The 26,601-nt window shown below is 64.2% G+C and carries 22 protein-coding genes and 2 pseudogenes; 15 read left to right on the top strand and 9 right to left on the bottom strand.

Annotation, left to right across the window (positions count from 1 at the left end):
• Nucleotides 1-62 precede the first annotated feature (62 nt).
• The 6 genes and pseudogenes from IV454_RS33680 to rplM all read right to left on the bottom strand — a co-directional run.
• A pseudogene (locus IV454_RS33680) lies at nt 63-161 on the bottom strand (FxDxF family PEP-CTERM protein); the annotation flags it as partial.
• 117 nt (nt 162-278) lie between these two features.
• A pseudogene (locus IV454_RS33675) lies at nt 279-896 on the bottom strand (DUF3466 family protein); the annotation flags it as partial.
• A gap of 491 nt (nt 897-1,387) precedes the next feature.
• The gene (locus IV454_RS13160) at nt 1,388-2,512 is read right to left on the bottom strand and encodes an FxDxF family PEP-CTERM protein (RefSeq protein WP_206091809.1); all 1,125 of its coding nucleotides are present in this window, start codon (nt 2,510-2,512) and stop codon (nt 1,388-1,390) included.
• A gap of 176 nt (nt 2,513-2,688) precedes the next feature.
• Nucleotides 2,689-3,726: an N-acetyl-gamma-glutamyl-phosphate reductase gene (gene argC / locus IV454_RS13155; protein WP_206091808.1), complete on the bottom strand. Its 1,038-nt coding sequence runs from the start codon at nt 3,724-3,726 to the stop codon at nt 2,689-2,691.
• Nucleotides 3,727-4,531: 805 nt separating this feature from the next.
• The gene (gene rpsI, locus IV454_RS13150) at nt 4,532-4,924 is read right to left on the bottom strand and encodes a 30S ribosomal protein S9 (protein WP_054266290.1); all 393 of its coding nucleotides are present in this window, start codon (nt 4,922-4,924) and stop codon (nt 4,532-4,534) included.
• A 9-nt stretch (nt 4,925-4,933) separates the two neighbouring features.
• On the bottom strand, nt 4,934-5,368 hold the full coding sequence (rplM, locus tag IV454_RS13145) for a 50S ribosomal protein L13 (RefSeq protein WP_054266289.1): 435 nt from the start codon (nt 5,366-5,368) through the stop codon (nt 4,934-4,936).
• Nucleotides 5,369-5,696: 328 nt separating this feature from the next.
• On the opposite strand from rplM, the gene IV454_RS13140 reads away from it, so the two are divergent.
• From IV454_RS13140 to IV454_RS13125, 4 genes are all read left to right on the top strand, one after another.
• The gene (locus IV454_RS13140; RefSeq protein WP_229522215.1) at nt 5,697-7,133 is read left to right on the top strand and encodes an alpha/beta fold hydrolase; all 1,437 of its coding nucleotides are present in this window, start codon (nt 5,697-5,699) and stop codon (nt 7,131-7,133) included.
• Nucleotides 7,134-7,149: 16 nt separating this feature from the next.
• Entirely contained in the window at nt 7,150-7,881 is a 732-nt protein-coding gene (locus tag IV454_RS13135) for an ABC transporter ATP-binding protein (RefSeq protein ID WP_206091806.1), read from the top strand.
• Nucleotides 7,878-9,062 carry an ABC transporter permease gene (locus IV454_RS13130; RefSeq protein WP_206091805.1) on the top strand — a complete coding sequence of 395 codons (1,185 nt, stop codon included), beginning with the start codon at nt 7,878-7,880 and terminating at the stop codon, nt 9,060-9,062. The genes IV454_RS13135 and IV454_RS13130 overlap by 4 nt, the downstream gene beginning before the upstream one ends.
• A 65-nt stretch (nt 9,063-9,127) precedes the next feature.
• A complete protein-coding gene (locus IV454_RS13125; protein WP_054266285.1) occupies nt 9,128-9,550 on the top strand; it encodes an OsmC family protein in 423 nt (140 codons plus the stop codon).
• A 226-nt stretch (nt 9,551-9,776) separates the two neighbouring features.
• On the opposite strand, the gene coq7 is transcribed toward IV454_RS13125, so the two are convergent.
• Nucleotides 9,777-10,421 (bottom strand): 2-polyprenyl-3-methyl-6-methoxy-1,4-benzoquinone monooxygenase, encoded by a 645-nt coding sequence (coq7, locus tag IV454_RS13120; RefSeq protein WP_206091804.1) that lies wholly within the window; start codon nt 10,419-10,421, stop codon nt 9,777-9,779.
• Between the two features lie 30 nt (nt 10,422-10,451).
• Nucleotides 10,452-10,940: a hypothetical protein gene (locus IV454_RS13115; protein ID WP_229522213.1), complete on the bottom strand. Its 489-nt coding sequence runs from the start codon at nt 10,938-10,940 to the stop codon at nt 10,452-10,454.
• Nucleotides 10,941-11,039: 99 nt separating this feature from the next.
• Here IV454_RS13115 and IV454_RS13110 point away from each other — a divergent pair, with 99 nt between their 5' ends.
• The 10 genes from IV454_RS13110 (at nt 11,040) to IV454_RS13065 (ending at nt 25,277) form a co-directional block, all read left to right on the top strand.
• Nucleotides 11,040-11,819, top strand: a complete 780-nt coding sequence (locus IV454_RS13110; protein WP_206091803.1) for an ABC transporter ATP-binding protein — start codon at nt 11,040-11,042, stop codon at nt 11,817-11,819.
• Between the two features lie 3 nt (nt 11,820-11,822).
• On the top strand, nt 11,823-13,019 hold the full coding sequence (locus IV454_RS13105) for an ABC transporter permease (protein WP_206091802.1): 1,197 nt from the start codon (nt 11,823-11,825) through the stop codon (nt 13,017-13,019).
• Nucleotides 13,020-13,452: 433 nt separating this feature from the next.
• A complete protein-coding gene (locus IV454_RS13100) occupies nt 13,453-14,343 on the top strand; it encodes an ABC transporter ATP-binding protein (RefSeq protein ID WP_054266280.1) in 891 nt (296 codons plus the stop codon).
• Between the two features lie 11 nt (nt 14,344-14,354).
• The gene (locus IV454_RS13095; protein ID WP_206091801.1) at nt 14,355-17,921 is read left to right on the top strand and encodes an ABC transporter permease/M1 family aminopeptidase; all 3,567 of its coding nucleotides are present in this window, start codon (nt 14,355-14,357) and stop codon (nt 17,919-17,921) included.
• Between the two features lie 101 nt (nt 17,922-18,022).
• A complete protein-coding gene (locus IV454_RS13090) occupies nt 18,023-21,490 on the top strand; it encodes a response regulator (protein WP_206091800.1) in 3,468 nt (1,155 codons plus the stop codon).
• Entirely contained in the window at nt 21,490-22,317 is an 828-nt protein-coding gene (locus tag IV454_RS13085) for a CheR family methyltransferase (protein WP_206091799.1), read from the top strand. The genes IV454_RS13090 and IV454_RS13085 overlap by 1 nt, the downstream gene beginning before the upstream one ends.
• Nucleotides 22,314-22,916: a chemotaxis protein CheB gene (locus IV454_RS13080; protein WP_206091798.1), complete on the top strand. Its 603-nt coding sequence runs from the start codon at nt 22,314-22,316 to the stop codon at nt 22,914-22,916. Before IV454_RS13085 ends, IV454_RS13080 begins: the two co-directional genes overlap by 4 nt.
• A complete protein-coding gene (locus IV454_RS13075; RefSeq protein WP_206091797.1) occupies nt 22,913-24,091 on the top strand; it encodes a hybrid sensor histidine kinase/response regulator in 1,179 nt (392 codons plus the stop codon). The genes IV454_RS13080 and IV454_RS13075 overlap by 4 nt, the downstream gene beginning before the upstream one ends.
• Nucleotides 24,088-24,780, top strand: a complete 693-nt coding sequence (locus tag IV454_RS13070) for a hypothetical protein (protein WP_206091796.1) — start codon at nt 24,088-24,090, stop codon at nt 24,778-24,780. Before IV454_RS13075 ends, IV454_RS13070 begins: the two co-directional genes overlap by 4 nt.
• Nucleotides 24,777-25,277, top strand: coding sequence for a hypothetical protein (locus IV454_RS13065; protein WP_206091795.1), 501 nt, complete (start codon nt 24,777-24,779; stop codon nt 25,275-25,277). The genes IV454_RS13070 and IV454_RS13065 overlap by 4 nt, the downstream gene beginning before the upstream one ends.
• Here the strand turns inward: IV454_RS13065 and IV454_RS13060 are convergent.
• A complete protein-coding gene (locus tag IV454_RS13060) occupies nt 25,274-25,882 on the bottom strand; it encodes a TetR/AcrR family transcriptional regulator (RefSeq protein WP_206091794.1) in 609 nt (202 codons plus the stop codon). The genes IV454_RS13065 and IV454_RS13060 overlap by 4 nt on opposite strands.
• A gap of 111 nt (nt 25,883-25,993) precedes the next feature.
• Here IV454_RS13060 and coaE point away from each other — a divergent pair, with 111 nt between their 5' ends.
• A complete protein-coding gene (coaE, locus tag IV454_RS13055; protein WP_206091793.1) occupies nt 25,994-26,599 on the top strand; it encodes a dephospho-CoA kinase in 606 nt (201 codons plus the stop codon).
• Nucleotides 26,600-26,601: the final 2 nt, after the last annotated feature.

Genomic DNA, 26,601 nt, shown 5'->3' with positions numbered 1-26,601 from the left:
ACTGTACCTACAATGCGGCCATCTGGCCCGAATTCAAGCCATTCCTTTGATCCTTGCCTGCCTCAGGCGGCGCGGCCGCGGCGGCGTGCGCAAAACCCGAGCAAACCGAGACCGGCCAGCATCATCGCATAGGTTTCCGGTTCCGGAACCGGACTGAGCAGCACCGTGCCGCACACCCCGAGCTTGCAGGCGTTGGCCAGGATCTGGCCCTGGTCGTTGATGCTGTAGGTGGTCTTGATGTTCCAGCCGGCGAGCGGATCGACGGCCGTGTCGAGCTGCACCAGCTGGCCGTTCTGGTAAATGAAGCCATGTTGCTGGCCGTAGGCATCGGCGCCATAACCGATCACCTCGCCCAGGTTGTTGATGTCGCTGGCACTGGACGTGTATTGCGGCGACCAGCCCAGGTCGGTCATGACGCCGTTGGAATACACGAAGGCCGACAGCAGCTGCCTGTCGCTGCCGTGCGCGGACTGGCCGATGATGAGGCCTGCATCGTTGATATCTTTTGCCACGCTGGTGCCGCCTTCAAACGCGCCGAGGTCGGTCATGCGCCCGTTCTGGTAGATGAAAGCACGGTTGCGTTCGGACGCATCGGCGGAATAGCCGACGATGGTCCCGGCGTTGTTGATCGCGGCGGCGCTGCTGTACATCCCGCCCAGGCTACCCAGATCCTTTGTGATGCCGCCGCTGTAGGCAAAGGCGTGCGTCGCGTAACGCGGATCGTACGGATCGCCGCCCGGCGCGCGCACATCGGTCTGCGAATAGCCCACCACCGTGCCGTCGTTGTTGACGCCGTTGGCCCAGGTCACCGGCAGCCCGCCGGCAGTACTGAGCGGCTCAAGATGCGTGGTCGCCCCATTCAAGGTCAGATAGGCATCGATAGGCGAGCGCGGCATGTACGGCGCCCAATACTCGGACGTCGCCATGTGGCCGGCATGACTGATCGCGGTGACGCTGCCATCGGGAGAGGGGCTGGTGCTGGACAGGTCCAACACATGCGTTACCCCGCCAGAATGATAGGCGGCATGGCCCATGGTCTGGCCGTACAAGGTGCCGGCATTGTCGATCAGGCGCCAGTAATCGTATTCGCCTCCGGTATTGACTACCTTGACCGAGTAGGACGGGGTTGCCGCGAACGCGGGGGTGGCGAAGATGCCCAACAACAGGGCGGACAGCAGGGAGCGGCCAAATGTCATGAACGGCTTTCTGTGATGGATGAATACTATCCATCATAAACGAGCCAATAACTAAAAGTAAATATTAACTAATATTTAATGTTTTGATGCCGCAACTGGTACGAGCAGGGACAATGCAGCCGGCAAAACGCCTCCCTGCCCATGTCGTGGCGCTTCACGCCAGCCGGGCGATCTGCCGCAGGCTGTGCAGCTTACGCGGAACGTGCGCGGCGGCGTGCGCAAAACCCGAGCAAACCGAGACCGGCCAGCATCATCGCATAGGTTTCCGGTTCCGGAACTGGGCTCAGCACGACTGTGCCGCACACGCCCAGCTTGCATGCATCGGCCAGGATCAGGCCATGATCGTTGATGCTGTAAGTGGTCTTGATGACCCAGTTGGCGCTCGGATCGACGGCCGTGTCGAGCTGCAGCAACTGGCCATGTTGATAGATGAAGCCGCGGTTCTGGCCGTTTGCATCGGCGCCGTAGCCGATGATCTGGCCCAGCTCATTGATATCGACGGCGTTCGAATCGCGTTGCGTCCCCCAGCCCAGATCGGTCAGCGCGCCATTCGCGTACACAAAGGCCGACTTCACATAGCCGCTGCTGTCGCGCGCGGACTGGCCGATGATCAGACCGGCATCATTGATGTCGTTCGCCAGGCTGCTGCCGCCACTGAACCCGCCGAGGTCGGTCATGCGGCCGTTCTGATAAATGAAGGCGCGATCCTGCCAATTGGCGTTTTGGGCGGTGCCCACGATGGTGCCGGCGCCATTGATGGCCGCGGCGCTGCTTGCGGTACCGCCCAGGGTGCCCAGATCGCGCATCTTGCCGTTGGAGTAAGTAAATGCATGAGTCGCGAAGCGGGGATAGCCCTCCGGGCCGCCAGGAATCCGGATATCCGTGCGCGATTCGCCCACCACCGTGCCGGCGTTGTTGACGCCGTTGGCGAAGGTGTCCAGGCTGGTGCCACCGGAGCCGAGCGCGCCGAGACGGGTGGAGCTGCCGTTGAAGGTCAGGTAGCCATCGGCGCTCGGGTAATCCTGTGCCGTGGTCCAGTATTCATAGCTGGCGATACGGCCGGCATTGCTGATGGCCCGCACGCCGCCGGTGGGTGCCGGGCTCTCGCTCACGTGCATCACATTGACGTGGCCGTTCGCATACGACGCCGAAAAGCCCTTGGACGAGCCATACAGGGTGCCGGCATTGTCGATCAGGCTCCAGCTATCCCAGTTGCCGGTGTTGACCATGGTCACCGAATATGAAGGCGCGGCGAAGGCGGGGATGGCAAACATGCCAGCGAGCAGGGTCGATACCAGGGTTCGTCCGAATTTCATAACTATCCTTCTTGGATGATAAATACACCATCATAAAGGCATTGATAATGAAATAGAAAGATTAATTAAAATTTAATGAATGCAGATACTGTCCCGGGCCGGTGGCGGGAGCGGGCACGCGGCGCGGCGGCGGGGAAAGGGCCGGCCATGGCCCCCTCCCATCCCTGTGTAGCGCCTTACGGGAGCAGCGCCACCTGTTGCAAGCCCAGGGTTTCGTCCAGGCCGAACATCAGGTTCATGCACTGGATCGCCTGGCCGGACGCGCCCTTGACCAGATTATCCTGGACCACCAGGATGACCAGGGTGTTGCCGTTGTCCGGACGATGCAGCGCCAGGCGCAGCATGTTCGAGCCGCGCGTGGAACGGGTTTCCGGATGCGAGCCGAACGGCATCACATCGACGAAGGGCGCGTCCTTGTAGGTGGTTTCGAACAATTCCTGCAGCGCCTCGTTGCTGATCTCGGTGGTCAGGCGCGCGTACAAGGTCGAATGCATGCCACGGATCATCGGCACCAGATGCGGCGTGAAGATCAGGCGCACGGGCAGGCCGGTGAAACGCTGCAGCTGGGCCACGGTTTCCGGGGTGTGGCGGTGGCCGGACACGCCGTAAGCCTTGAAATTATCGCTCGACTCCGAGAACAGGGTACCGATTTCAGCCTTGCGGCCGGCGCCGGACACGCCCGACTTGGCGTCCGCGATCAGGGCGCTGGCATCGACCAGATTCGCTTTCAGCAGCGGCACGAAGCCCAGCTGCATCGTGGTCGGATAGCACCCCGGATTGGCGATCAGGCGCGCCTTCTTGATGGCCTCGCGGTTCAGTTCCGGCAAGCCGTAGACGGCCTCGTCCAGCAGATCGGGGCAGGTGTGCGGAATTTTGTACCACTGCTCGAAGGTCGCCTGGTCTTTCAGGCGGAAATCGGCGGCCAGGTCGATGACCTTCACGCCGGCGGCCAGCAGCGCTGGGGCCTGGGCCATGGCCACGCCGTGCGGGGTCGCGAAGAAGACCACATCGCACTTGCTCAGGTCCACCTTGTCGGGGGCGGAAAACGCCAGGTTCACCTTGCCGCGCAGCGAAGGAAACATATCGGCGACGGGCAAGCCATCTTCCTTACGCGAGGTAATCGCGGTCAGCTCCACATCAGGGTGGACCGACAGCAGTCGCAGCAATTCCACGCCCGTGTAACCCGTACCGCCGACGATGCCAACTTTGATCATATGTAATCCTTGAAAGTAAATGGTGGGCCTTGCCCGAAAGATGGTGATTCTAACAGCGCAAGCAAAACGCTGCGCAGTGAAGGAAACGTAAAACTTTCCTAACCGGGGTCAGACCTCCATTAAGAAATTTTCCTAACCGAGGTCTGACCCCAACACAGGGGTCTGACCTCTGATTCGCAACATTTTTAACGATAGCCATTGACGGCTTGTAGGTCACTGCCTTTCCAGCACGAAGTTAGACCCATTTCATGAAACAACACAGGGGTCTGACCTCTGATTCGCAACATTTTTAACGATAGCCATTGACGGCTTGTAGGTCACTGCCTTTCCAGCACGAAGTTAGACCCATTTCATGAAATATGAGCGATTTTCTGTGGGGAGCAATGAGACGTCCCGATTTTTCGCGCCGCGCAGCAATTAATTGCTAATCAGAGGTCAGACCCCGGTGAATGCTAATCAGAGGTCACAGCAATTGATTGCTAATCAGAGGTCAGACCCCGCCCCCAACACAGGGGTCTGACCTCTCAACACAGGGGTCTGACCTCTGATTAGCAACATTTTTAACGACAGCCATTGACGGCTTGTAGGTCACCGCCTTTCCAGCACGAAGTTAGACCCATTTCATGAAATATGAGCGATTTTCTGTGGGGAGCAATGAGACGTCCCGATTTTCCGCGCCGCGCAGCAATTAATTGCTAATCAGAGGTCAGACCCCGGTGAAGGAAACCAAAACAAAAAAGCCGCCTGACTTTGCAGTCGGCGGCTTTTTTGAGGGCTGCGCACCGGAGTGCGCGGCAGAAGCAAATTAACGCTTCGAGAATTGCTTTGCGCGACGTGCTTTGCGCAGACCAACTTTTTTACGCTCGACTTCACGTGCATCGCGGGTAACGAAACCGGCACGTGCCAGGTCGCCCTTCAACGATGCGTCGTAGTCGATCAGTGCACGGGTGATGCCGTGACGAACCGCGCCAGCCTGGCCGGACTCGCCACCACCGTGAACGTTGACCTTGATGTCGAAACGCTCGACATTGCCGGTCAGTTCCAGCGGTTGACGGATGACCATCAGGCCCGTTTCGCGCGAGAAGTAGTCAGCGGCTGGTTTGCCGTTAACGATGATCTGGCCAGTGCCAACTTTGATGAAGACGCGAGCGACTGCACTCTTGCGACGGCCGGTGCCGTAATTGTAGTTACCGATCATGTCAGCTCCTTACTTGAACAGCACGAGTGCTGTAGGTTGCTGGGCAGCGTGCGGGTGGGAACCTTCCGCGTACACTTTGAGCTTCTTGATCATGGCGTAGCCAAGCGGGCCTTTAGGCAGCATGCCCTTGACCGCTTTTTCAAGCGCGCGACCAGGAAAACGCTCTTGCATTTTCTTGAAGTTGGTTTCATAGATACCACCTGGGTAGCCCGAGTGACGGTAGTACGTCTTCTCGGTTGCCTTGGTACCGGTCACGCGCAGTTTACCTGCGTTGATCACGACGATGAAATCGCCCGTGTCGACGTGCGGAGTGAATTCGGGTTTGTGTTTGCCGCGCAACCGGAGTGCCACTTCGCTGGCAACACGTCCGAGGATCAGATCCGTCGCGTCAACCACGAACCAATCGCGCTGGACTTCATGTCCCTTAGCGGAAAAAGTTTTCATGTTGACTTCCTAAATATAAAACTTATTAAATCGCTCAAATGGTGGTTCCGCTCGAACTGCCTACGGACTCTGCCTTATTGTCTTTTCCTGAGCAAACGGAAAGCCGGCTACTATAGCGCATTCCCCACGGCCGAGTCAAGCCCGTCGAGCACCCTTCCGATGGTGGCGAAATGACATCGGCGCCATCTCTAGACAAATCGCAAACGTCGGCGACAAACCCGGCTCTAGACTTCAGCACAGCCGGGATTTCATTAACCGAAAAAAACTTTCTTGACCCCGGAAACAGTGTCAATCTACTATGCCTGAGCACTCATCGTCGGGAGACCTCGTGAAATTGAAATATCGCCTTGCCGCTTCACTGCTCTCCTTGCTGGCGGCCCTGGCGCCGTCCTGCCCCGCCGCCGCCCCGGGCGGCCGCACCTGCCACCTGCCAGGTTCCGAAGAAGGCTTGCGCTGCATTACCCTGGCCGTGCCCCTCGATTACCGCCAGCCTACCGGCCCCACCCTGAACCTGCATATCACCGTGGCGCCGGCCTTCCGCGAATCGGCGCGCCCCGATCCCCTGTTCGTGCTGGCGGGCGGCCCCGGCCAGGCCGGCAGCGACGTGCTGCCGGTGCTGAACGCCATGTTCCGGCGCACCCGCGCCATCCGCGACATCGTCTTCATCGACCAGCGCGGCACCGGCCTCTCCGGCAAGCTCGACTGCGAAGACGACACCCTGCCCGAGAACCTCAACGACGACGAGCAGATGGCCGCCGTGCGCGCCTGCCTGGCCGCGGTGCGCCAGCCGCTGTCGGCCTACACCACCGAACACGCCGCGCGCGACATCGAGCAGGTGCGCCTGGCGCTCGGCTACCAGACCATCAACGTGTGGGGAGCCTCGTACGGCACCCGCCTCGGCCAGGCCTACGCGCGCGCCTTTCCGCATGCGGTGCGCAGCCTGGTGCTGGACGGCGTGGCCGCGCCCGACCAGATCATTCCGGCCGGCGGGCGCGACGGCCAGGCGGCGCTGGAAGCCCTGTTCCGCCAGTGCGCGGCCGACGCCGACTGCAACCAGGCTTACCCCGCGCTGCGCGCCGAATTCGACGGCTTGCTGGCCAGGGTCAGCGCCGGCCCGGTGGCGCTGACCCTGGCCAATCCGCGCACCGCCGAACCCCTGCACATGAACCTGACCAAGGAGCGCTTCCTGAGCACGGTGCACAACGTGCTGTATTCGGCGCTGGACGGGCGCCGCCTGCCCTTCCTGATCCACAGCGCCCACCTGGGACGCTGGGCTCCTTTTGTGGCGCGCCGCAACGTCGCCAGCGACCTGGCGGGCGAAGGCGGCACCGCGCTGGTGCTGCACATGGCTGTGATCTGCGCCGAGGATTATCCGCGCATGACGCCGCAATTGCTGGCCGAAGACGCCCACAATTCCTTCCTCGGCGGTGGCCGGGCCGGGCAATTGGTCGAGCTGTGCAAGTCGCTCAAGGTGCCGGCCGTCGTCTGGCGCGCGCCCAGCCCGATTTTGGCGCCGGCCTTGCTGCTGTCGGGCGCGCTCGATCCGGTAACGCCGCCGCGCCGCGCCGAGGCCGCCGCGCGCCATATCCCCAAGGCCCAGCACTTGGTGGTGGCCAACGCCGGCCACGGCATTTCCGCGCTCGGCTGCGCGCCGCGCCTGCTGCGCGAATTTCTCGACGCGCCGCAGAAACCGGTGATCGCCCACTGCCTGAATGACATTCCGGCCGCCAATTTCCAGATCGGCAGCGCCGGTCCGCACCCCTGACTAGCCCGAGGCCACGATGATTGTTGTAAACGATGTACGCAAACAGTTCGGCTCGCTGCAAGCGCTGGGCGGGGTCAGCTTCACGGCCGCCGACGGCCACATCACGGCGCTGCTCGGCCCGAACGGGGCTGGCAAGACCACCCTGCTGCGCCTGCTGGTCGGCCTGCTCAAGCGCGACCAGGGCAGCATCAGCATCGGCGGCATCGACCCGGCCCTCAATCCGATGGCGGTGCGCAAGGATATCGGTTTCCTGACCGACCAGTTCGGCCTGTACGAGCGCCTGAGCACGCGCGAATACCTGGCGTATTTCGGCGAGCTGAACGGCATGAGCATGGCCGTGGTGCAGCGCCGCATCGATGAAGTGGCCGACCTGCTGGCCATGCAGGACATCCTGGAGCGGCGCGCCAAGGGGTTTTCGCAAGGCCAGCGCATCAAGGTCGCGCTGGCGCGCACCCTGCTGCACAAGCCGCGCCACTTGCTGCTCGACGAACCGAGCCGCGGGCTGGACGTGATGAGCACGCGCGCCCTGCGCAGCGCGCTCACCGCCCTGCGGCATGAAGGCTGCTGCGTGATCATGGCCACCCACGTGATGCAGGAAGTAACCCATCTGTGCGACGACGTGATCGTGATCGCCAAGGGCCATACCGTGGCCCAGGGCTCGCCCCAGGAACTGTGCCGGCGCACCGGCATCGCCAACCTCGAGGATGCCTTTGTCAGCCTGGTGGGCGAAGAAGGAATCGCAGCATGAAGCCGGCATTCCTGGTCGTCTTTCTCAAGGAATTCAAGGAAACCCTGCGCGACCGCCGCGCGCTGGTCCTGCTGGCCCTGTTCACCCTGATGTATCCGCTCATGCTCGGCTACATGCTCAACCAGCAGATTGGCAGGGCTACCCGCTCCGAGCGCGAAGGCATGGAACTGGCCGTCGTCAATGGCGCCCAGGCGCCCAACCTGATGGCCCAGCTCAAGCAAAAGAACATCACCATCGTGCCGATGCCAGAGATGAAGGAAGAGGCCATCGGCGAGCTGCTGCGCGGGCGCAAGGTGGTGGCCCTGCTGCGCCTCGATCCCAAATTCGGCGAACACTACCAGGCCATGCGGCCGGCCGGCATCGAGCTGTGGTACGACTCGGCCGGCGACAACAGCCAGCGCCAGCGCGATATCGAAGAAGTACTGCAAAGCTACAGTTCGAACATCAGCAGCGCGCGCCTGCTGGCGCACGGGGTCTCGCCGGCCACCATGGCGCCGGTGCGCCTGCAACGCTTCGATACCGGCAGCACGGCGGCGCGCTCGGCCGGCCTGATCGGCGCCATTCTCGGATTTCTGTTTTTCCCGGCGTTTATTTGCGGCCTGTCGGCGGCGGTCGACAGCACCGCCGGCGAACGCGAGCGGCGCTCGCTCGAAGTGCTGATGGCCCAGCCGGCCAGTCCGTGGTCGCTGATCACCGGCAAGTGGCTGGCGGCCGGCTCCCTGGCCGTGATCGGCATCACCCTGGAACTGGCGCTGGCGCATGCCGTGCTGTCATGGCTGCCGCTGGAAGAAATCGGCATGAGCTGGAGAGTTACCTCGGCCCAGCTGGCCCTGGTGTGCTTGTCGACCATTCCGCTGTCGCTGTTCGCGGCCGGCCTGCACATCGCGCTGGCGATGAATGCGAAATCGTTCAAGGAAGCCCAGAGCATGCTCAGCCTGGTGATCCTGTTGCCGATGCTGCCAGGGGTGGCGGTGTCGGTGCTGGACCTGAAAACGGCAACGTGGATGTATCTGGTGCCGATGCTGTCGAACCAGACCCTGCTGCGCGAGCTGGCCAAGGGCCAGGACTTGGGCGCGCTGCCGTTCGTGCTGACCTTTTTCAGTTCGATGCTGCCGGCCCTGGGCGCGGTCGCATTCGCCAGCTGGCGCATGAAGAGCGAGCGCTACGTGCTGTCGGTGTAAGCCCCGCTCAGCGCGGGCGCGCGGGCTCCATTACAATAGGCCGGAAACAATTACCGGAGAATGGAATGGAAGTCACAGTCAGCTGGAACGGTCCCACGGGCATGAGTTTTCGGGCGCAGACGGGGTCGGGCCACATGGTCAGCATGGATGGCGCGCCGGAAGGCGGCGGCCACAACCTGGCGCCGCGGCCGATGGAAATGGTGCTGCTCGGTACCGGCGGATGCACGGCCTATGACGTGGTGCTCATTCTCAAGCGCGGCCGCGAGGATGTGCGCGGCTGCGATGTGAGCCTGAAGGCCGAGCGCGCGGAAACCGATCCCAAGGTGTTTACCAAGATCCATTTTCATTTCATCGTGACGGGGAAGAACCTGAAACCGGGCGCGGTCGAGCGCGCGGTGAGCCTGTCGCACGACAAGTATTGCTCGGCGTCGATCATGCTGGCCAAGATGGCCGAGATCACGCATTCGTTTGAAATTATCGAAGGGTAAGCCCCCGTCGTTCCTGCGCGCGCCCCGCCGTTCCCGCGCCCCCCTCCCGTCGTTCTCGCCCCCCATCGTTCCCGCCTGCGCGGGAACGACGGGGGGCGCGGCGACGACGACGGGGGGCGCGCGCGGAGTCGGTTCTGCCAGTGGCAGAACCGACAGGGGCGGATGGCCTGCCAACGACGGGCGTAATGGCAAACGACGCGTGTGCTCAGAGGCACTTACGGCAGCATCAAACGTAATACGCCGTCGTCGTCATCACCTTCGCCATCGCACTCATCACCCCGCGCACCGGCAGCGGCACTTCCACCGCGCCCAGCGCCTGCGCCGCCGCGCCATGGGCAATCTCGTCGATCCGCATCTGGTCCACGACCGCGCGCGACTTGGCATCCTGCGCCGGCAGCAAATCAAGATGGCTGTTCAGATGCGCCTCAACCTGGCGCTCGGTCTCGACCACAAACCCCAGGCTGCGCGCGTCGCCCAGTTGCGCCGCCACCGTGCCCAGCGCGTAGGCCCCCGCATACCACAAGGGATTAAGCAAACTCGGCCGCGATCCCAGTTCGGCCAGCCGCTGGGCCGTCCACGCCAGGTGATCCTCTTCCTCGCGCCCCGCCTCGGCAAACTGATCGCGCATCGCCTCGGTCCTGGCAAAGCGCGATTGCGAGTTGTACAGCGCCTGCGCGCACACTTCGCCCACGTGGTTGACCCGCATCAGGCCGGCGCTGTGGCGCTGTTCCGCTTCGTCGAGCTGGCCGTCATCGGCGTGCGTCGCCGGGGTCGGCCGCGATGCCGATGCCACGCCAGCGATCACGCGCAGGGCCTTGTCCATGCTGACGATCAGCTGGTCGAGTGGATTGATGGATCGTTGTGCTGACATGCGCGCTGCCCCGGTAGCGAGAAAACGCCATTATAGGACGTCCGGCCCGGGCGGGTCGCCGGGTGCGCGCACGGCGGCCGCCGCCTCGGCCTCCACCGTGTCCGGGGCCGGGGCGGTCTGGCGCTCGATCCAGTCGAGCAGCGGGCCCGCGACATCGATGCCGGAAATGTTTTTCGCCACACCCAGGTTCAGCTGCAACAAAAATGGAATGGTGTCGGACGGCACGTCCGGGCAATGTTCGGAAAACGCGGCGGCGAAGCGCGGCGACGACACCACCGGCACCACTTTCGCCCCGCTCATGAACTGCAGCACGCTGGTGATCGTGTGGCCCTTGCCGATGGTATGGTAGATGAACTGGTTGAAGGCGCGGTCGACCTTCTTGAAATCGATGGTGTCGGACGTCATCAGCCCGGCCAGGTAGTACAGGCCGAGGGTGACGCGGAAGTACGCGGTCCATTCGGCCGCGTTGCGCCCGCTGCCGGCGACGGCGAGTACTTTTTCTTTGATGGCACTGTCCATGACCCCATTATCCACATTTCCGACCCGCTGTGGCGGCCTGCCGTGCTTGCCGCCGTGAATTTGTGCGTGCTACCCTCACGCTTTGAGAGAAGGAACCCGATGATCGAGGTGAAACACCTGGCCAAGCGCTTCGCCGCGCCGGTGCACAAGGAGCGGCGCGCCCGCCAGCGCGACGTGCGCGAGGGCGATGGCTGGTTCCATGCGGTGCGCGATGTCAGTTTCGCCTGCGCGCCCGGTGAAGTGCTGGGCCTGCTTGGTCCGAACGGGGCCGGCAAGACCACCACCCTGCGCATCCTCTCGACCGCGCTGCGCCCGGACGCCGGCAGCGCCTTCATCGACGAGATCGATATCGTGGCCGATCCGCTGCGGGCGCGCCAGCGGGTCGGCTTCCTGTCCGGCTCGACCGGCCTGTACGGGCGCCTGAGCGCGCGCGAGAACGTCGAGTATTTCGGGCGCCTGCACGGCATGGCCCCGGCCCGCCTCAAGCAGCGCTGCGACGATCTGTTCGAGCAACTCGACATGCACGCCTACGCCCACAAGCGCGCCGACGACCTGTCCACCGGCATGAAGCAGAAATGCGCGATCGCCCGCACCGTGGTGCACGAACCGCGGGTGGTGATCCTGGACGAACCGACCACCGGGCTCGATGTGATGTCGGCGCGCGTGCTGCTCGAGTTCATCGCCAGCTACAAGGCCCTGCGCATTCCCCTGATTTTTTCGACCCACCACCTGCACGAGGTCGACAAGCTGTGCGACCGGGTCTGCATCATCAACCGCGGCCGCAGCGCCTTCAACGGCACGGTGGCCGAGCTGCGCGAACTGGGCGGCAGCGGCGACCTGGTCGACGCCTTCGTCCACGTCATCAAGCAGGACGACTGAGCCATGTGGACCGTGTATTTCAAGGAATTGCTGGAATTGCTGCGCGACCGCAAGACCTTCATCTTTACCCTGCTGCTGCCGATCGTCGCCATGCCGATGATTTTCGGCGGCCTGGGCTACCTGTCGTCGACCATTTTCAAGAAAGCACAGCACAAGGAATTGACCTACGCCTTGTTCGGCAAGGAGAACGCGCCCGGGCTGAGCGAGCGCTTCGCGCGCGAAAAAGGCTTGCGCGAGGTGCCGCTGGCCGATGAAGGCGCGATCAAGGCCGCCATCGATGCCGACCGCATCCATTTCGCCATCGTCATTCCGCCCGGCTTCGAACAAGCGATGGCGGCGCACCGCCAGGCGAGAGTCACTTTGCACTATAACAACGCGGTGGCGCTCGACATGACCCGCAAGCGGGTGGCCGCCGTGATCGACGCCCACAACGGGGCGCTGCGCGAGCAAGCCTTGTCGGCCATGAACATGAGCAGCGCCGAACTGCGCTTCGCCCTCAATCCGATCGAGCTCGAAGAACTGTCGACCGCCGGCACGCGCGAGCGCATGGGGGCGCTGGTGGGCGGCTTTTTGCCCTACATCTTGCTGATGGTGTGCCTGATGGCGGCGATGTATCCGGCCATCGACCTGGGCGCCGGCGAGAAGGAGCGTGGCACGCTCGAAACCTTGCTGCTGGCGCCGATTTCGCGCACGGCGCTGGTGATGGCCAAGTTCCTGGTGCTGTTTACGGTGGGCCTGACCTCGGCGCTGCTGATGGTGGCCAGCATGGGTTTGCTGCTGGCCTTGTTCGGCGGCTCGCTCGAAGGCGGCCTGGCCCAGATGGTGCGGGCGATCGGCGCGCGCGACCTGGCCATGGTGGCGCTGATGCTGGTGCCCACGGCCGCCATCTTCGCCTCGATCCTGCTGTCGATTTCGATTTATGCCAAGAGCTACAAGGAAGCGTCGGGCATGATTTCGCCGCTGATGATGCTGCTGATCGTGCCGATCGTCTTGGCCATGCTTCCCGGCGTGGAGCTGAACTGGTTCTGGTCGATGGTGCCCCTGACCAATGTGTCGCTGGCGATGAAGGAATTGGTGAAGGGCACCATGGATTACCGCATGTTTTCAGCCATTTTGCTCTCCACCACCCTGATCGCCGGGGCGCTGCTGGCGTGGTGCAGGTGGTGGTTCAACCGGGAGGATGTGTTGTTTCGGAGTTAAGGTTGACGGCGCATTCCGACATCAGCGCCGCCGCCATTGACACGCGACCGGCCTCGCCACCATCGCAGACCTTACCCCTGTCGCAGACTTTACCGCCGTCGCCCCCGCGCAGGCGGGAACGCATGCGTTCCCCCCAAGTTCGCTCCGCAGCCGACGACTGAGCTGACAACTTGGGCCCCCGCCTGCGCGGGGGCGACGGGGGAAGGCGCGGGGCGACAGGGGCGACGGCGGAGGCGCAGGCGCGGGGGCGACGGGGCAAGCAGGCGGCGCTGGCCACTCATCCACTCCCCCATTTGTGCAATCTGAGCCCATCAAATCGCGGTGCGTCGCAACGGACGGCCGTGGCGCGGTCAAATTTTATACAATGCAACTCTAGACAGTGCATCCGGCTACCCGCCGGGCGTACGCACAGCGACCGTATCAGGAGTCAGGCATGGAATTACGCATCAGGAATTTATCCAAGACCTATGCCAATGGCGTAGTTGCATTGGATAAAGTTACCCTCACCATCCCCAGCGGGATGTTCGGCCTGCTCGGCCCGAACGGGGCCGGCAAGTCGACCCTGATGCGCACCCTCGCCACCTTGCAGGAGTGCGATGCGGGGTCGGTCTTCTTCGGCGACCTCGACGTGCTCGACGACAAGGACGATATCCGCCGCCTGCTCGGCTACCTGCCCCAGGACTTCGGCCTGTATCCCAAGGTCACGGCCTACGAACTGCTCGACCATTTTGCCGTGCTCAAGGGCTTGTCGCAGCGCGGCCGGCGCCGCGAAGTGGTCGACGGCCTGTTGCAGCAAACCAATCTGTTTGAAGTGCGCAACCAGCGCCTCGGCACGTTTTCGGGCGGCATGCGCCAGCGCTTCGGCATCGCCCAAGCCTTGCTGGGCGATCCGCAACTGATCATCGTCGATGAACCGACCGCCGGCCTCGACCCGCAGGAACGGGTGCGCTTCCACAACCTGCTCTCCGATATCGGCGACGACAAGACCGTCGTGCTGTCGACCCACATCGTGTCGGACGTCTCCGATCTGTGCGCCAACATGGCGATCATCAACAAGGGCCACGTGCTGCTGTGCGGCGAGCCGCAAAAGCTGATCGACGAGATCGATGGCCACATCTGGGCGCGCTTCGTCGCCAAGCACGAGCTGGCCCATTTCCAGAAAGAACACGCGGTGATCTCGACCCGCCTGCTGACCGGCCGCACCCTGATTCACGTGTACTCCGAGCAAGATCCTGGGGATGGCTTCGAGCCGGCCGCCGGCGACCTCGAAGATGTCTACTTCGCCACCATCGCCGGACGCCACGTCGCGGCCAGCAACTGTTGAAGGTGGCATCCATGTGGGCAATCACCCTGTTTGAAGCGCGCCAGCGGCTCAAGCTGCTCTCGACCTGGGTCTACTTCGGCATGTTCTTCGCGCTGGCCATGCTGTGGATGGCCGCCGCTGGCGGCGTGTTCAAGGATGCCTACGTCACCTTCGGCGGGCGCCTGTTCATCAACGCCCCGCGCTCGATCGCGCTGACGGTGGCCTTCCTCGGCTGCCTGGGCGTGATCGTGATGGCCGCCATGATGGGGCGCTCGGTGCAGCAGGATTTCGAGTACGACATGCACCACTTCTTCTTCAGCGCGCCGATCGCCAAGCACGATTACGTGTTCGGGCGCTTTTTCGGGGCCGCGCTGACCCTGGCGGTGGTGTTTTCCAGCATCGTGCTGGGCGCCTGGCTGGGCACCTACATCCCCGGCATCGAAGCCGACCGCCTGGGCCCGGCCGGGGCCTGGATGTACCTGCGCCCGTATGCCTTCCTGATCCTGCCCAACATCGTCATCTTCGGCGCGATTTTCTTCGTGCTGGCAGCCCTGACCCGGCGCATGCTGCCGGTGTACGTGGCCAGCGTGGTGATGATGATCGGCTACATCGTCGCGCCTTCCTTGGCGCGCGACCTCGACTACAAGACCCTGGCCGCCCTGATCGATCCCTTCGGCACCACCGCCCTGATCCGCATCACCGAATACTGGACCATCGCCGAGCGCAACAGCCGCGCGATTCCCTTCGAGGGCGTGTTCCTGTACAACCGTGCCCTGTGGTGCGGCTTCGCGCTGGTGGTGCTGCTGCTCGGTTACTGGCGCTTCCAGTTCGCCGCCGCGGCTCCCGGCCGCGCGGGCGGGCGCACCGAAGGCGATGTGCCCCAACAACTGTCGCACAGCGCCATCGCGTCCCAGGAGACGCCGGACTTCCTGCAGCGCAGCCTGGCCCTGCTGCTGCTCAGGTCGACCTGGCTCAACCTGCGCGAATCGGTCAAGGATGTCTACTTCGCCGTGATCGCCCTGGCTGGCGTGCTGGCCGTGTTCGGCGCCTCGGTCAAGCTCGGTTCCATGTACGGCACCAATACCTATCCGGTCACCTACCAGGTGCTGGAACTGATCAGCGCGGCGTTCTCCTTGTTCATGCTGGTCGTGACCACCTTTTACGCGGGTGAACTGGTCTGGCGCGAACGCGAGGCGCGCGTGGCCCAGATGCTCGACGCCCTGCCGCTGCCGAGCTGGCTGCCGATGCTGTCCAAGCTGTTTGCCCTGATCGGCCTGCAAGTGCTGATGCTGGTGCTGGTGATGATCGCCGGCATGCTGATCCAGCTGTTCCGCGGCTACTTCGCCATCGACGTCGGCCTCTACCTGCACAGCCTGTTCCTGATCCAGCTGCCCCAGTACGCGCTACTGGCGGTGCTGGCGATCGCGCTGCAGGTGCTGATCAACAACAAGTACCTGGCCTACTTCGCGATGATTTTGTATTACTTCGCCACCCTGACCTTCAGTTCGCTCGGCCTCGACCATCCGATGCTGCTGTACGGCACCTCGCCGTCTTTCATGTATTCCGACATGAACGGCTACGGCCACTTCCTGGTGCGCGAACGCTGGTTCGAGCTGTACTGGGGCGGGGCGGCGCTGATGCTGATGGTCGCCTCGCTGGTGTTCTGGCCGCGCGGCTGCAACGACGAGTTGGGCAGCCGCATCCAGCTGGCGCGCCGCAACCTGAGCCTGCCGGTACTGGCCACCTTCGCGGCCGGACTGGCGATCTTCGCCGGCAGCGGCGCCGTCCTGTATTACAGCCTGCACATCGAAGGCGACTACCAGACCGCTTGGCAGAAAGACCGCACCCGCGCCCAGTACGAGCTGCGCTACAAGAAATACGCGGCCTTGGCGCAGCCGCGGATCACCCGAGTCGACCTGAAAGTGGCGATCGTGCCCGAACAGCGCCGCCTGACGATCACCGGCGTCTATCAACTCAGCAACAAGGGCACGGCGCCGGTGACCGAGGTGTACCTCACCGAGGACCGGCTGGCCAGCCTCAAGGTGCGCTTCGGCCAGAAAATCACGCCCCTGGTCAGCGACCGCGAGCACGGCTTCTATGGCTACAAGCTGGGCACGCCTTTGTTGCCGGGACAAGGCATGGCGCTCGAATTCGACGTGGAATTCGAGCCGCGCGGGGTGCTCGGCCTGGAATCGGACACCCCGGTCATCGCCAACGGCACCTTCTTCAACAATGGCCAGTTGCCGCGCATCGGCTACCAGCCGGCGCTCGAACTGGAAAACGACCGCGACCGCAAGCGCCACGGCCTGGCCCCGCATGCGCCGATGCGCTCGCCCATTGACCCGGCCGGGCTGGCAAATAACGCGCTGAGCGTGGACGCCGACTGGATCGACTTCAACGCCGTCATCAGCACCAGTGCGGACCAGGTGGCGATCGCCCCCGGCACCCTGGAAAAGGAATGGATGTCGGCCGGACGGCGCTACTTCCATTACCGCATGGACAAGCCGATCCTCAATTTCTATGCCTTCCAGTCGGCCCGTTATGAAGTGCGGCACGACCGCTGGCAGGATGTGATGATCGACGTGTATTACCATCCTGGCCACGCTTTCAATGTCGAGCGCATGATCCGCGGGGTCAAGGCCGGTCTGGAATACAATTCGAAGCATTTCAGCCCTTACCAGCACAAGGTACTGCGCGTGGTCGAGTTCCCGCGCTACGAGACGTTTGCGCAATCGTTTCCGGGCACGGTGCCGTTTTCGGAGAGCATCGGCTTCATCGCGCGGGTCGACGACAACAATCCCAAGGATATCGATTACCCCTTCTACGTGGCGGCCCATGAAGTGGCGCACCAGTGGTGGGGCCACCAGCTGGTCGGTTCGAACACGCGCGGCAGCACGGTACTGAGCGAAACCCTGTCCGAATATGCGGCCCTGATGGTGATGAAGCAGCAGGTCGGCCCGGAGCGCATGCGCCGCTTCCTGCGCTACAACCTGGACAAGTATCTGATGGGACGGGCGCTGGAAACCAAGTACGAGCTGCCCCTGGCGCTCAATGAAAACCAGGGCTACATCCACTATCGAAAGGGTGCGCTGGCCATGTACTGGCTGCAGGACGTGCTGGGGGAAGAGAAGATCAACGCCGTGCTGCACGAGCTGCTGACCCGTCACGCCTTCCACGGCGCGCCGTATCCGAGCGTGCTGGCGCTGACCGATGCCTTGCGCCGCGCCGCGCCGCCCGAACACGCCTACCTGATCGACGACCTGTTCGAGCACATCGTCCTCTACGAGAACCGCGCCACCTCCGCCATGGCAAGCAGGCGCGCGGACGGCAAGTATGAGGTGAGCTTGCGCGCCAGCGCCCTCAAGCTGCGCGCCGGCAAACTTGGCGACGAGACGGAAGCGCCCTTGAAAGACGTGATCGAGTTCGGTGTCGACGACAAGGATGGCAAGCCGCTGCTGCGCGAACGGCGCATCGTCGACAGCAATACCGTGAGCGTGACCATGGTCGTCGGCGCGCGACCGTACAAGGCCGGCATCGATCCGGACAACAAGCTGATCGACCGCAAGCCGGGGGATAATATGATCGAGGTGGAGCAATAGCGCGCCGAACAGCCCCTGACACTTGTACAAGGTCCGCCCCGAATCTTGCGCGTTAAATATTTCTTTTCATATAAACTTCCACCTTTTACGTGGAAGAACGCATGCCCAGCGCCAAAACGATGGACCAGACCGGATTTCGCCGCATCCTCGCCCGCAACGTCGCGTTACCGCTGGCAATCGGCGTGGGCAGCGCGCTCATTTTCGTCGCCGTCATCACCTACCTGCTGTCGGTGCTCAGCACGGTCGAACACAGCGAAAGGGTGATCGGCCACGCCAATGAAGCGGCCAAGCTGTCGGTCGACCAGGAATCCGGCTTGCGCGGCTATTTGCTGAGCAACGACGAAGCCTTCCTCGCCCCCTACACCCTGTCCAAGGCCAAGACCGTCTCGACCATGGAAGCGCTGACCAAGCTGGTGGCGGACAATCCGCCCCAGGTCGAGCGCCTGCGCCAGATCATCGCGATGCAGGACCAGTGGACCGAGTACGCCAACAGCGCCATCGCCCTGCGGCGCGCCAATAACGATGTCATCACCCTGGTGCGCAGCGGGCGCGGCAGGGTCGCTTTCGACGAAATCCGCAAGACCTTCAACGACTTTCTCGCGGTCGAGCAGCGCCTGCTGCAACAGCGTAACGAATCCGCCCAGCGTGTCACGCGCTGGGGCGTCGGTCTGTACCTGCTGATCAGCCTGCTGCTGTCCGGCCTGCTGGCCTACTTCGGCCGCGGCGAACTGATGCGCCTGTCGGAAGTGTTCGGCGACGCCATCGACCAGCACCGCACCCACGGCGAAGCGCTGGAACGCCAGGCCTGGCTACGCAGCGGCCAGACCAAGCTGGCCGAACGCAGCATCGGCCACAACAGCCTGTCCAGCCTTGGCCGCGCCGCGCTCGACTTCATGGCCGACTACACCGGCGCGGCCGTCGCCGCCCTGTACGCGCGCGACGAAGACGGCAGCCTGCGCCGCGTCGCCGCTTACGGCATGAGCCGCGAAGAAGCCGAGCGCGAGGTCCGCTTCAACGGCGCCGACACCCTGGTCGGCCAGGTGCTGTTATCCAAACGCCCTATCATGCTGGGCAACCTGCCCGACCACTACCTCAAGGTCAGTTCCGGCATCGGCAGCGGCAGCCCGCGCCACCTGGTCCTGATCCCGGTCGACAATGACGACGCGGCCAATGGCGTCATCGAATTGGGCTTCCTGAACGAACCGCGCAAGCGCGACCTGGAATTTCTGGAACTGGTGGCGCCCAACATCGGCCGTGCCATCGATGCGGCCCTGGCGCGCCGCCGCCTGCACGATGCGCTGGCCGAAACCCAGCAGCTCAACGAAGAACTCCAGGTGCAGCAGGAAGAACTGCGCACCGCCAACGAGGAACTCGAAGAGCAGTCGCGCGTGCTGGAAGAATCGCAGACCATCCTCGAAAACCAGAAGGCGGAACTGGAGCAGACCAACGAACGCCTGGCCGAACAGGCCAACGCGCTCGATGAAAAGAACAGCGCCCTGGGCGTGATCCAGCACCAGCTGGAAGAGCGCGCGCTCGACCTGCAGCGCGCCAGCAAATACAAGTCCGAGTTCCTGGCGAATATGTCGCACGAACTGCGCACGCCTCTGAACAGCTCCCTGATCCTGTCCAAGCTGCTGTCCGAGAACGCCAAAGGCAACCTCGAACCGGAGCAGATCCAGTTCGCCAACACCATTTACGCGGCCGGCAACGACCTGCTCAACCTGATCAACGATATCCTTGATATCTCCAAGGTCGAAGCGGGCAAGCTCGAACTGACACCAGCAGACATCGCCCTGTCCGAGCTGGCCGACAGCATGCGCCACACCTTCGGCCCGCTGGCAGGGCAGAAGCAGCTCAGCTTCACCGCCGCCGTCGACGCGAACGCTCCGCTCACGGTGCACAGCGACGGCCAGCGCCTGCAGCAGATCCTCAGGAACCTGCTGTCGAACGCGATCAAGTTCACCGATGCCGGCCAGGTCTCGCTGACCATCGAAGCCGGCGCGGACGGCATGCTCGCGTTCGTGGTGCGCGATTCGGGCATCGGCATCGCGTCCGACCAGCATGCGATCATCTTCGAAGCGTTCCGCCAGGCCGACGGCACCACCAGCCGGCGCTACGGCGGCACGGGCCTGGGCCTGTCCATCTCGCGCGACCTGGCGGCCCTGCTGGGCGGCTCGATCGCGATTGCCAGCGCGCCCGGCAAGGGCAGCACCTTTACCCTGCTGCTACCGCCCACCCTGCCGGCCTGCACCCCGGGCACGCCGGATGCCGCCGTACCGGCCGCGCCGCGCGCCGCCCTGGCGCCGCCGATGGCGCCGGCGGCGCCCGCATCGGCCTTGCGCGCGCCGGTGTTCGCCGACGACCGCGAGCGCGCCGTCGCGGGCGGCCGCAGCGTGCTGGTGATCGAAGACGACGCCTCGTTCGCGCGCATCCTGTTCGACCTGGCGCACGAAATGCACTACCGCTGCCTGGTGGCGCACAGCGCCGCCGACGGCCTGCAAGCGGCCAACGACTTCCTGCCCGACGCCATCCTGCTCGACCTGGGCCTGCCCGACGGCTCGGGCCTGGACGTGCTGCAAAAGCTCAAGGACAATCCGCGCGCGCGTCACATCCCGGTGCACATCGTCTCGGCCAACGACCGCGCCGAAGCGGCGCTGCAACTGGGCGCGATCGGCTACGTGATCAAGCCGGCCACGCGCGACCGCCTCAAGCAGGTATTCCGCACGCTCGAAGGCAAATTCACCCAGAAGCTCAAAAGAGTGCTGCTGGTCGAAGACGACGAGCGCCAGCGCCAGAGCGTGGTCCAGCTGATCGACGACGCCGACGTCGAGATCACCGCAGTGGCCAGCGGCGGCGAAGCCTTTGCGCTGCTCCAGGCCGGCGTCTACGACTGCATGATCATCGACCTGAAACTGCCCGACATGCAGGGCCACGAACTGCTGCGCAAGATGGCGGCCGAGGAAATCGTCTCGTTCCCGCCGGTGATCGTCTACACCGGCCGCAACCTGACCCGCGCCGAGGAAGCCGAGCTGCTGAAATATTCGCGCTCGATCATCATCAAGGGCGCGCGCTCGCCCGAGCGCCTGCTCGACGAAGTGACCCTGTTCCTGCACAAGGTCGAGTCGCAGATGTCGGCCGAGCGCCAGAGCATGCTGAAAACAGTGCGCAGCCGCGACCGCGTGTTCGACGGGCGCCGCATCCTGCTGGTGGACGACGACGTGCGCAACATCTTCTCGCTCACCAGCGCGCTGGAACAGAAAGGCATCACGGTCGAAGTGGGCCGCAACGGCTTCGAGGCGCTCGAACGGCTCGACCAGATCCCGGATATGGACCTGGTGCTGATGGATGTGATGATGCCCGGGATGGATGGCCTGGAAGCGACGCGCCGCCTGCGCGCCGACCCGCGCTTCGCCAAGCTGCCGGTGATCGCCATCACGGCCAAGGCCATGAAGGACGACCAGGAACAGTGCATGAAGGCTGGCGCGTCGGACTACCTGGCCAAGCCGATCGACCTTGACCGCCTGTACTCCCTGCTGCGCGTATGGCTGCCGAGCATGGAGCGGCTCTGATGAATGCACCGGACAGCATCACCATCGAACTGCGCCTGCTGATGGAGGCGATCTACCTGAAATACAGCTACGACTTCCGCGATTACTCGGGCGCCTCGCAAAAGCGCCGCGTGCTGCACGCGCTGCACCAGATGGATTGCGCCAGCATTTCGGAACTGCAGTCGCGCGTGCTGCACGATCCGGACGCCTTCATGCAGCTGCTCCAGTACCTGACGATTCCGACCAGCGAGATGTTCCGCGACCCCGCCTACTTCCAGGCGCTGCGCGAACACGTGATGCCGCACCTGTCCACCTACCCCTCGCTGAAGATCTGGATCGCCGGCTGCAGCACCGGCGAGGAAATCTACTCGATGGCGATTTTGCTCAAGGAAGAAGGACTGCTCGAGCGCGCCATCATCTACGCCACCGACATCAACCCGCATTCGCTCGACCGCGCGCGCAAGGGCGTGTTCGCGCTCGAGCGCATGCGCGCCTACACCGCCAGCTACCAGATGGCGGGCGGACGCGCCGCGTTTTCCGACTACTACACGGCCGCCTACGACGGCGCCCTGTTCGACCGCAGCCTAGTGGACAATGTCATCTTCGCCGACCATAGCCTGGCGACCGACAGCGTGTTCTCCGAAACCCATTTAATCAGCTGCCGCAACGTGATGATCTACTTTAACCGCAAGCTGCAGGACCGCGCGCTTGGCCTGTTCCACGAGTCCCTGTGCTACCGTGGTTTTCTTGGCCTGGGCAGCAAGGAAAGCCTGGATTTCTCGGCGCACGCGGACTCGTTTGAACCGCTGGCCAAGGCCGAGCGGGTGTTTCGCAAGGTGGCGCCATGACCGCCGTCCATAACGCGCTGCTGGCCGGGCGCAAGATCGACGCCGTGGTGATCGGCGCCTCGGCCGGCGGCATCGACGCCCTGCTGCGCATTTTGCCGGTGCTGCCCCGGCACTTCGGTTTTTCGGTGATCGTGGTGCTGCACCTGCCGGACGACCGCGACAGCCGCCTGGCCGAAGTCTTCCAGCAGCGCCTGGCGATGCCGGTGCGCCAGGCCGATGACAAGATGCCGCTGGAGGCGGGCAGCGTCTATTTCGCCCCGCCCGGCTACCACCTGTCGATCGAACGCGACTTCAGTTTTTCACTGAGCCAGGAAGACCCGGTGCATTTTTCGCGCCCCGCCATCGATGTCTTGATGGAGTCCGCCGCCGACGCCTACGGCGAGCGCCTGGCCGGCATCCTGCTCACCGGCGCCAGCGCCGATGGCGCCGCCGGCATGGCGCGCATCGCCGCCTGCGGCGGCCTGACCGTGGTGCAGGACCCGCTCGATGCCGAGATTGCGACCATGCCGCTGGCCGCGATCCGCCTGCGCGCACCCGACGCCGTGCTGCCCGTGCCCGCCATCCGCACGCTGATGGCGGCGATGAAAGAAATCCAATGAAGAGCGACCAACAAAAAATCAAGCTCCTGATCGTCGACGACCTGCCCGAGAACCTGCTCGCACTGAGCAAGATCATCGAACAGGAAGACCGCATCGTCTACCAGGCCAATTCGGGCGAGGCGGCGCTGTCGCTGCTGCTCGAACACGACTTCGCGCTGGCCATCCTCGACGTCATGATGCCCGGGATGGATGGCATCGAACTGGCGGAACTGATGCGCGGCACCGAGCGCACGCGCAACGTGCCGATCGTGTTCGTCAGCGCGGCCGGGCGCGAGCTCAATTACGCCTTCAAGGGCTACGAGACGGGCGCCGTCGACTTCCTCTACAAGCCGCTCGACATCGCGGCCGTCAAGAGCAAGGTCAATGTGTTCGTGGCCCTGTGCCAGCAGCGCAATGAAGTCAAGCGCCAGGTGGCCGAACTGGAAGAGAGCCGGCGCGAGCTGCGCGCCACCCAGGTCGAACTGGAACGCTCGCTCAAGATGCGCGACGACTTCATGTCGATGGTCGCGCACGAACTGCGCACGCCGCTCAACACCCTGTTCCTGGAAACCCAATTGCGCGGCATGCAGCTCGACAAGGGCAACATGGCCGCCTTCAGCGAAGAGAACATGCGCAAGATGGTGGCGCGTGACGGGCGCCAGATCCAGAGCATGATCCGCCTGATTAACGACATGGTCGACGTCTCGCGCATCCGCAGCGGCAAGCTGTCGATCCGCCCGGCCGAAACCGAGCTGTCGGCGCTGCTCTCGCGCATCGTCAGCGACCTGGCCCAGCGCACCGAGGCGGCCGGCGGCACCATCGAGCTGCATGCGCCCGCACCCGTGGCGGGTGTGTGGGACGAGTTCCGGGTCGAGCAGATCATCATCAACCTGCTCACCAACGCACTGCGCTACGGCGGCAGCAAACCGGTGAAAATCAGCCTGGAAGCGCGCGACGGCTACGCCATCATCGTGGTGCGCGACCAGGGCGTGGGCATCGCGCCGGAAGACCAGCTGCGCATCTTCGCGCCGTTCGAGCGGGCCGGCACCAAGGATGTGCGCGAAGGCCTGGGACTGGGCCTGTACATCGCGCGCCAGCTGGCCGAGTCGCACGACGGCACGCTCGATGTCGACAGCGCGCCGAACCAGGGCGCGGCCTTCCGCCTTACCCTGCCGCTTCACGGGTCGCACGCATGAACGCGCGCCGCATTGTCCTGCGCGGCGCCGGCGCCGCGGCGCTGCTGGCCTGTATCGGACGCATCGGTGCATCGCCCGTGAAGCCGCACCATGGCCAGCACGGCATGGTGCTGTTCGGCGGCGCCGATGGCTTGTATGCCTCGCACCTGCCGATGATGCATGCGCCGCACGACCGCCAGGTGATCCTGCAAATCGGGATGGCCGACAAGGCGCTCGACGCGGCGCTGCGGCGCCGCCTCGATGGCAAGACGGCGCTGTGGACCATCGCCCCCGAAAATTTCGACCTGGACCGGCTGGCGCCCGACAGCGACGCCCCGCTGCGCGCGTTTAACGCCGACCTGGTCGAAGGCCACTTCGAGCATGGCGGTGCTACCCGGCACAAAGGGACGTCGATCATGGTCGACAAGGTGCTGCTGTTCCGGCCCCTGCTGCCCCGCTTCGCGGTGAGCGGCACGGCGCGCTACCTGCAGGTGGGCAGCGGCGCCACGCGCTTCCTGGTCAAGCAGATCGACAGCCGCCCCGACTTCGACCATATCGTCGCGTTCCGCACGCGCCCGGGTGCGCCCAACGATACGGTCGAGGTGCCGAAAAAGGCGCTTGAAGAGACCACGGCTGCCGCCCTGGCGCGCCAGCTGGGCGGCGCGCGCATCCTCGGCACCATTTATTTCGACAAGGCCGACCTGACATGACGGTGCCGCGCGAGTACCCCGGCCTGTGGCGGCGCGAAGGCATCTGGCGCAGCGACGGCAGCAGCGACACCACGACACTGGTGCTGTGGTTCCAATCGGCGCGCTGGCACATCGACTCGCGCGGCTTTGCCGGTACCACGGTGGTGGAAGGTGCACGCTGCGAATGGCATCCCGAGATCGCCTTTCCCGCGCTCGGCCCCGGTATCGACGCGGGAACGATGCGTTTTGATGGTGCCGACAAGGTCGAAGAAATCGGCATCGACGGCGGCTACCGCGAACTGTGGCTGCGCATCGACGCCGGCCCGGTACGCGCGCAGCGGCTGGAGCGCGACGATGGCGCGTTGGCCTGGCTGATGAGCGGCGCCGGATGGATGGCGTGGGCGTACGGCCACCCGGGCGGCATTGCGCAATTCAATGTCGCCACGCGCGATGGCGACGCGGCGACCTTGCCGCCGCAGGCCGGAAACGGCTGGCGCGTGACCGCCAGCGACGACTAGGCCGGCGGCTCGGCGTCGATAAAACGGCGCACCAGTTGCGTGGCCATCGGCGCCGCGTACCCCGTCGGCATGCTGGCCTGGGCCGCGCTGGCCAGCTGGAAGGTCCCCTCCATCATGGCCAGCAAGGCTGCGGCCAGCGCGTGCACATTGGCCGTGCTTTTCCCGTGTGCGGCCAGGCTGGCCGACAGCAGCTCGCGCAGCAGCGTCATTTCGGTATCGATCGCGTGCTGGTAGGCGGCGCGCACCTCGGGCTGGCGCACCGCTTCCGCACCGATCACCACCCACGCCGCCACCGCGCCCGGGTCGGCGCCCTCGCCCAGTCCCACGCGCGCATCGATATAGGCTTTCAAACGCTGATCGGCATCGGCAGCGTTCTGCGCGAACGCAAAGTAGCGCTGCTGCGCCGCTGCGGCCAGCGCCTTCACCAGCGCCAGCAAGATATCGGCTTTGCTGTGAAAATGGTAGTGCAGCAGGCCGGGCGTGAGCTCCGCGCGGCGCGCGATCAGCTGGATGGTGGCCTTTTCGTAGCCATGTTCGGCCATCGTGTCCAGCAAGGCTTGCACGATCTGCGCGCGGCGCTGCTCCGAATTTGGCTTCCTCGACATGCGTGATTCACTTAAATTGGTTGAATGACCAAATTATACTTGTTTTCCGTGGAATTTCTCGCTAACCTGAGAATATTGGGTGAAAAACCAAACAATCGAAGGAACCACACGATGAGCTTCACTTCGCCCAAGGTATTGGTGCTGACCGGCGGGATCGGCAGCGGCAAGTCGACCTTTGCGCGCGCTTTCGAGGCCCTTGGCGTGCCCTGCATCGATGCCGACGCCCTGGCCCGCACCGTGCACCAGGACCCGGCGCATCCTGCCACGATGCATATCGCGCGTGCTTTTCCGCACGCGATGGCGCCGGACGGCAGCCTGGCGCGCGGCACCTTGCGCACCATCTTCGCGCTCGATCCGGCCGCCAACGAGGAACTCAAACGCATCCTGCGCCCGGCCGTGCTGGCGCTGGCCGACGACTGGTCGCGCCGCCAGCAAGCGCCGTACGTGGTGTGGGAGTCGGCGCTGGCGATGGACCAGGCGATGCCGGCGACGCGCGTGCTGGTGGTCGACTCATCGGACCGGAACCGGGCGGCACGCATCGCCCTGCGCAATCCCGACTGGACGGGCGAGCAGGTGGCCAGCATCATCGCCATGCAGCTGCCGCGCGCCGATTACCTGGCGCGTGCCGACGACGTGACGCACAACGACGGCACCTTGGACGACGTGCGCGCCCTGACCTTGCAACTGCATCACCGATACACCGACATGTGGAGCTGAAC

The organism is Massilia antarctica (assembly GCF_015689335.1).
In the GTDB taxonomy this organism is placed as follows: domain Bacteria; phylum Pseudomonadota; class Gammaproteobacteria; order Burkholderiales; family Burkholderiaceae_D; genus Telluria_A; species Telluria_A antarctica.
Note: the sequence above shows the minus strand (reverse complement) of the source record. Positions and strands in the feature narration are given on the sequence as shown.

Excerpts from the sequence above, each read along its gene's own strand:
- IV454_RS13115 (WP_229522213.1), bottom strand. The coding sequence starts at position 10,940 with ATGGACAGTGCCATCAAAGAAAAAGTACTCGCCGTCGCCGGCAGCGGG.
- rplM (WP_054266289.1), bottom strand. The coding sequence starts at position 5,368 with ATGAAAACTTTTTCCGCTAAGGGACATGAAGTCCAGCGCGATTGGTTC.
- IV454_RS13130 (WP_206091805.1), top strand. The coding sequence starts at position 7,878 with ATGAAGCCGGCATTCCTGGTCGTCTTTCTCAAGGAATTCAAGGAAACC.
- coq7 (WP_206091804.1), bottom strand. The coding sequence starts at position 10,421 with ATGTCAGCACAACGATCCATCAATCCACTCGACCAGCTGATCGTCAGC.
- argC (WP_206091808.1), bottom strand. The coding sequence starts at position 3,726 with ATGATCAAAGTTGGCATCGTCGGCGGTACGGGTTACACGGGCGTGGAA.
- IV454_RS13065 (WP_206091795.1), top strand. The coding sequence starts at position 24,777 with ATGACGGTGCCGCGCGAGTACCCCGGCCTGTGGCGGCGCGAAGGCATC.
- IV454_RS13135 (WP_206091806.1), top strand. The coding sequence starts at position 7,150 with ATGATTGTTGTAAACGATGTACGCAAACAGTTCGGCTCGCTGCAAGCG.
- IV454_RS13060 (WP_206091794.1), bottom strand. The coding sequence starts at position 25,882 with ATGTCGAGGAAGCCAAATTCGGAGCAGCGCCGCGCGCAGATCGTGCAA.
- coaE (WP_206091793.1), top strand. The coding sequence starts at position 25,994 with ATGAGCTTCACTTCGCCCAAGGTATTGGTGCTGACCGGCGGGATCGGC.
- IV454_RS13100 (WP_054266280.1), top strand. The coding sequence starts at position 13,453 with ATGGAATTACGCATCAGGAATTTATCCAAGACCTATGCCAATGGCGTA.
- IV454_RS13125 (WP_054266285.1), top strand. The coding sequence starts at position 9,128 with ATGGAAGTCACAGTCAGCTGGAACGGTCCCACGGGCATGAGTTTTCGG.
- rpsI (WP_054266290.1), bottom strand. The coding sequence starts at position 4,924 with ATGATCGGTAACTACAATTACGGCACCGGCCGTCGCAAGAGTGCAGTC.
- IV454_RS13110 (WP_206091803.1), top strand. The coding sequence starts at position 11,040 with ATGATCGAGGTGAAACACCTGGCCAAGCGCTTCGCCGCGCCGGTGCAC.
- IV454_RS13080 (WP_206091798.1), top strand. The coding sequence starts at position 22,314 with ATGACCGCCGTCCATAACGCGCTGCTGGCCGGGCGCAAGATCGACGCC.
- IV454_RS13095 (WP_206091801.1), top strand. The coding sequence starts at position 14,355 with ATGTGGGCAATCACCCTGTTTGAAGCGCGCCAGCGGCTCAAGCTGCTC.
- IV454_RS13160 (WP_206091809.1), bottom strand. The coding sequence starts at position 2,512 with ATGAAATTCGGACGAACCCTGGTATCGACCCTGCTCGCTGGCATGTTT.
- IV454_RS13070 (WP_206091796.1), top strand. The coding sequence starts at position 24,088 with ATGAACGCGCGCCGCATTGTCCTGCGCGGCGCCGGCGCCGCGGCGCTG.
- IV454_RS13105 (WP_206091802.1), top strand. The coding sequence starts at position 11,823 with ATGTGGACCGTGTATTTCAAGGAATTGCTGGAATTGCTGCGCGACCGC.
- IV454_RS13090 (WP_206091800.1), top strand. The coding sequence starts at position 18,023 with ATGCCCAGCGCCAAAACGATGGACCAGACCGGATTTCGCCGCATCCTC.
- IV454_RS13075 (WP_206091797.1), top strand. The coding sequence starts at position 22,913 with ATGAAGAGCGACCAACAAAAAATCAAGCTCCTGATCGTCGACGACCTG.
- IV454_RS13085 (WP_206091799.1), top strand. The coding sequence starts at position 21,490 with ATGAATGCACCGGACAGCATCACCATCGAACTGCGCCTGCTGATGGAG.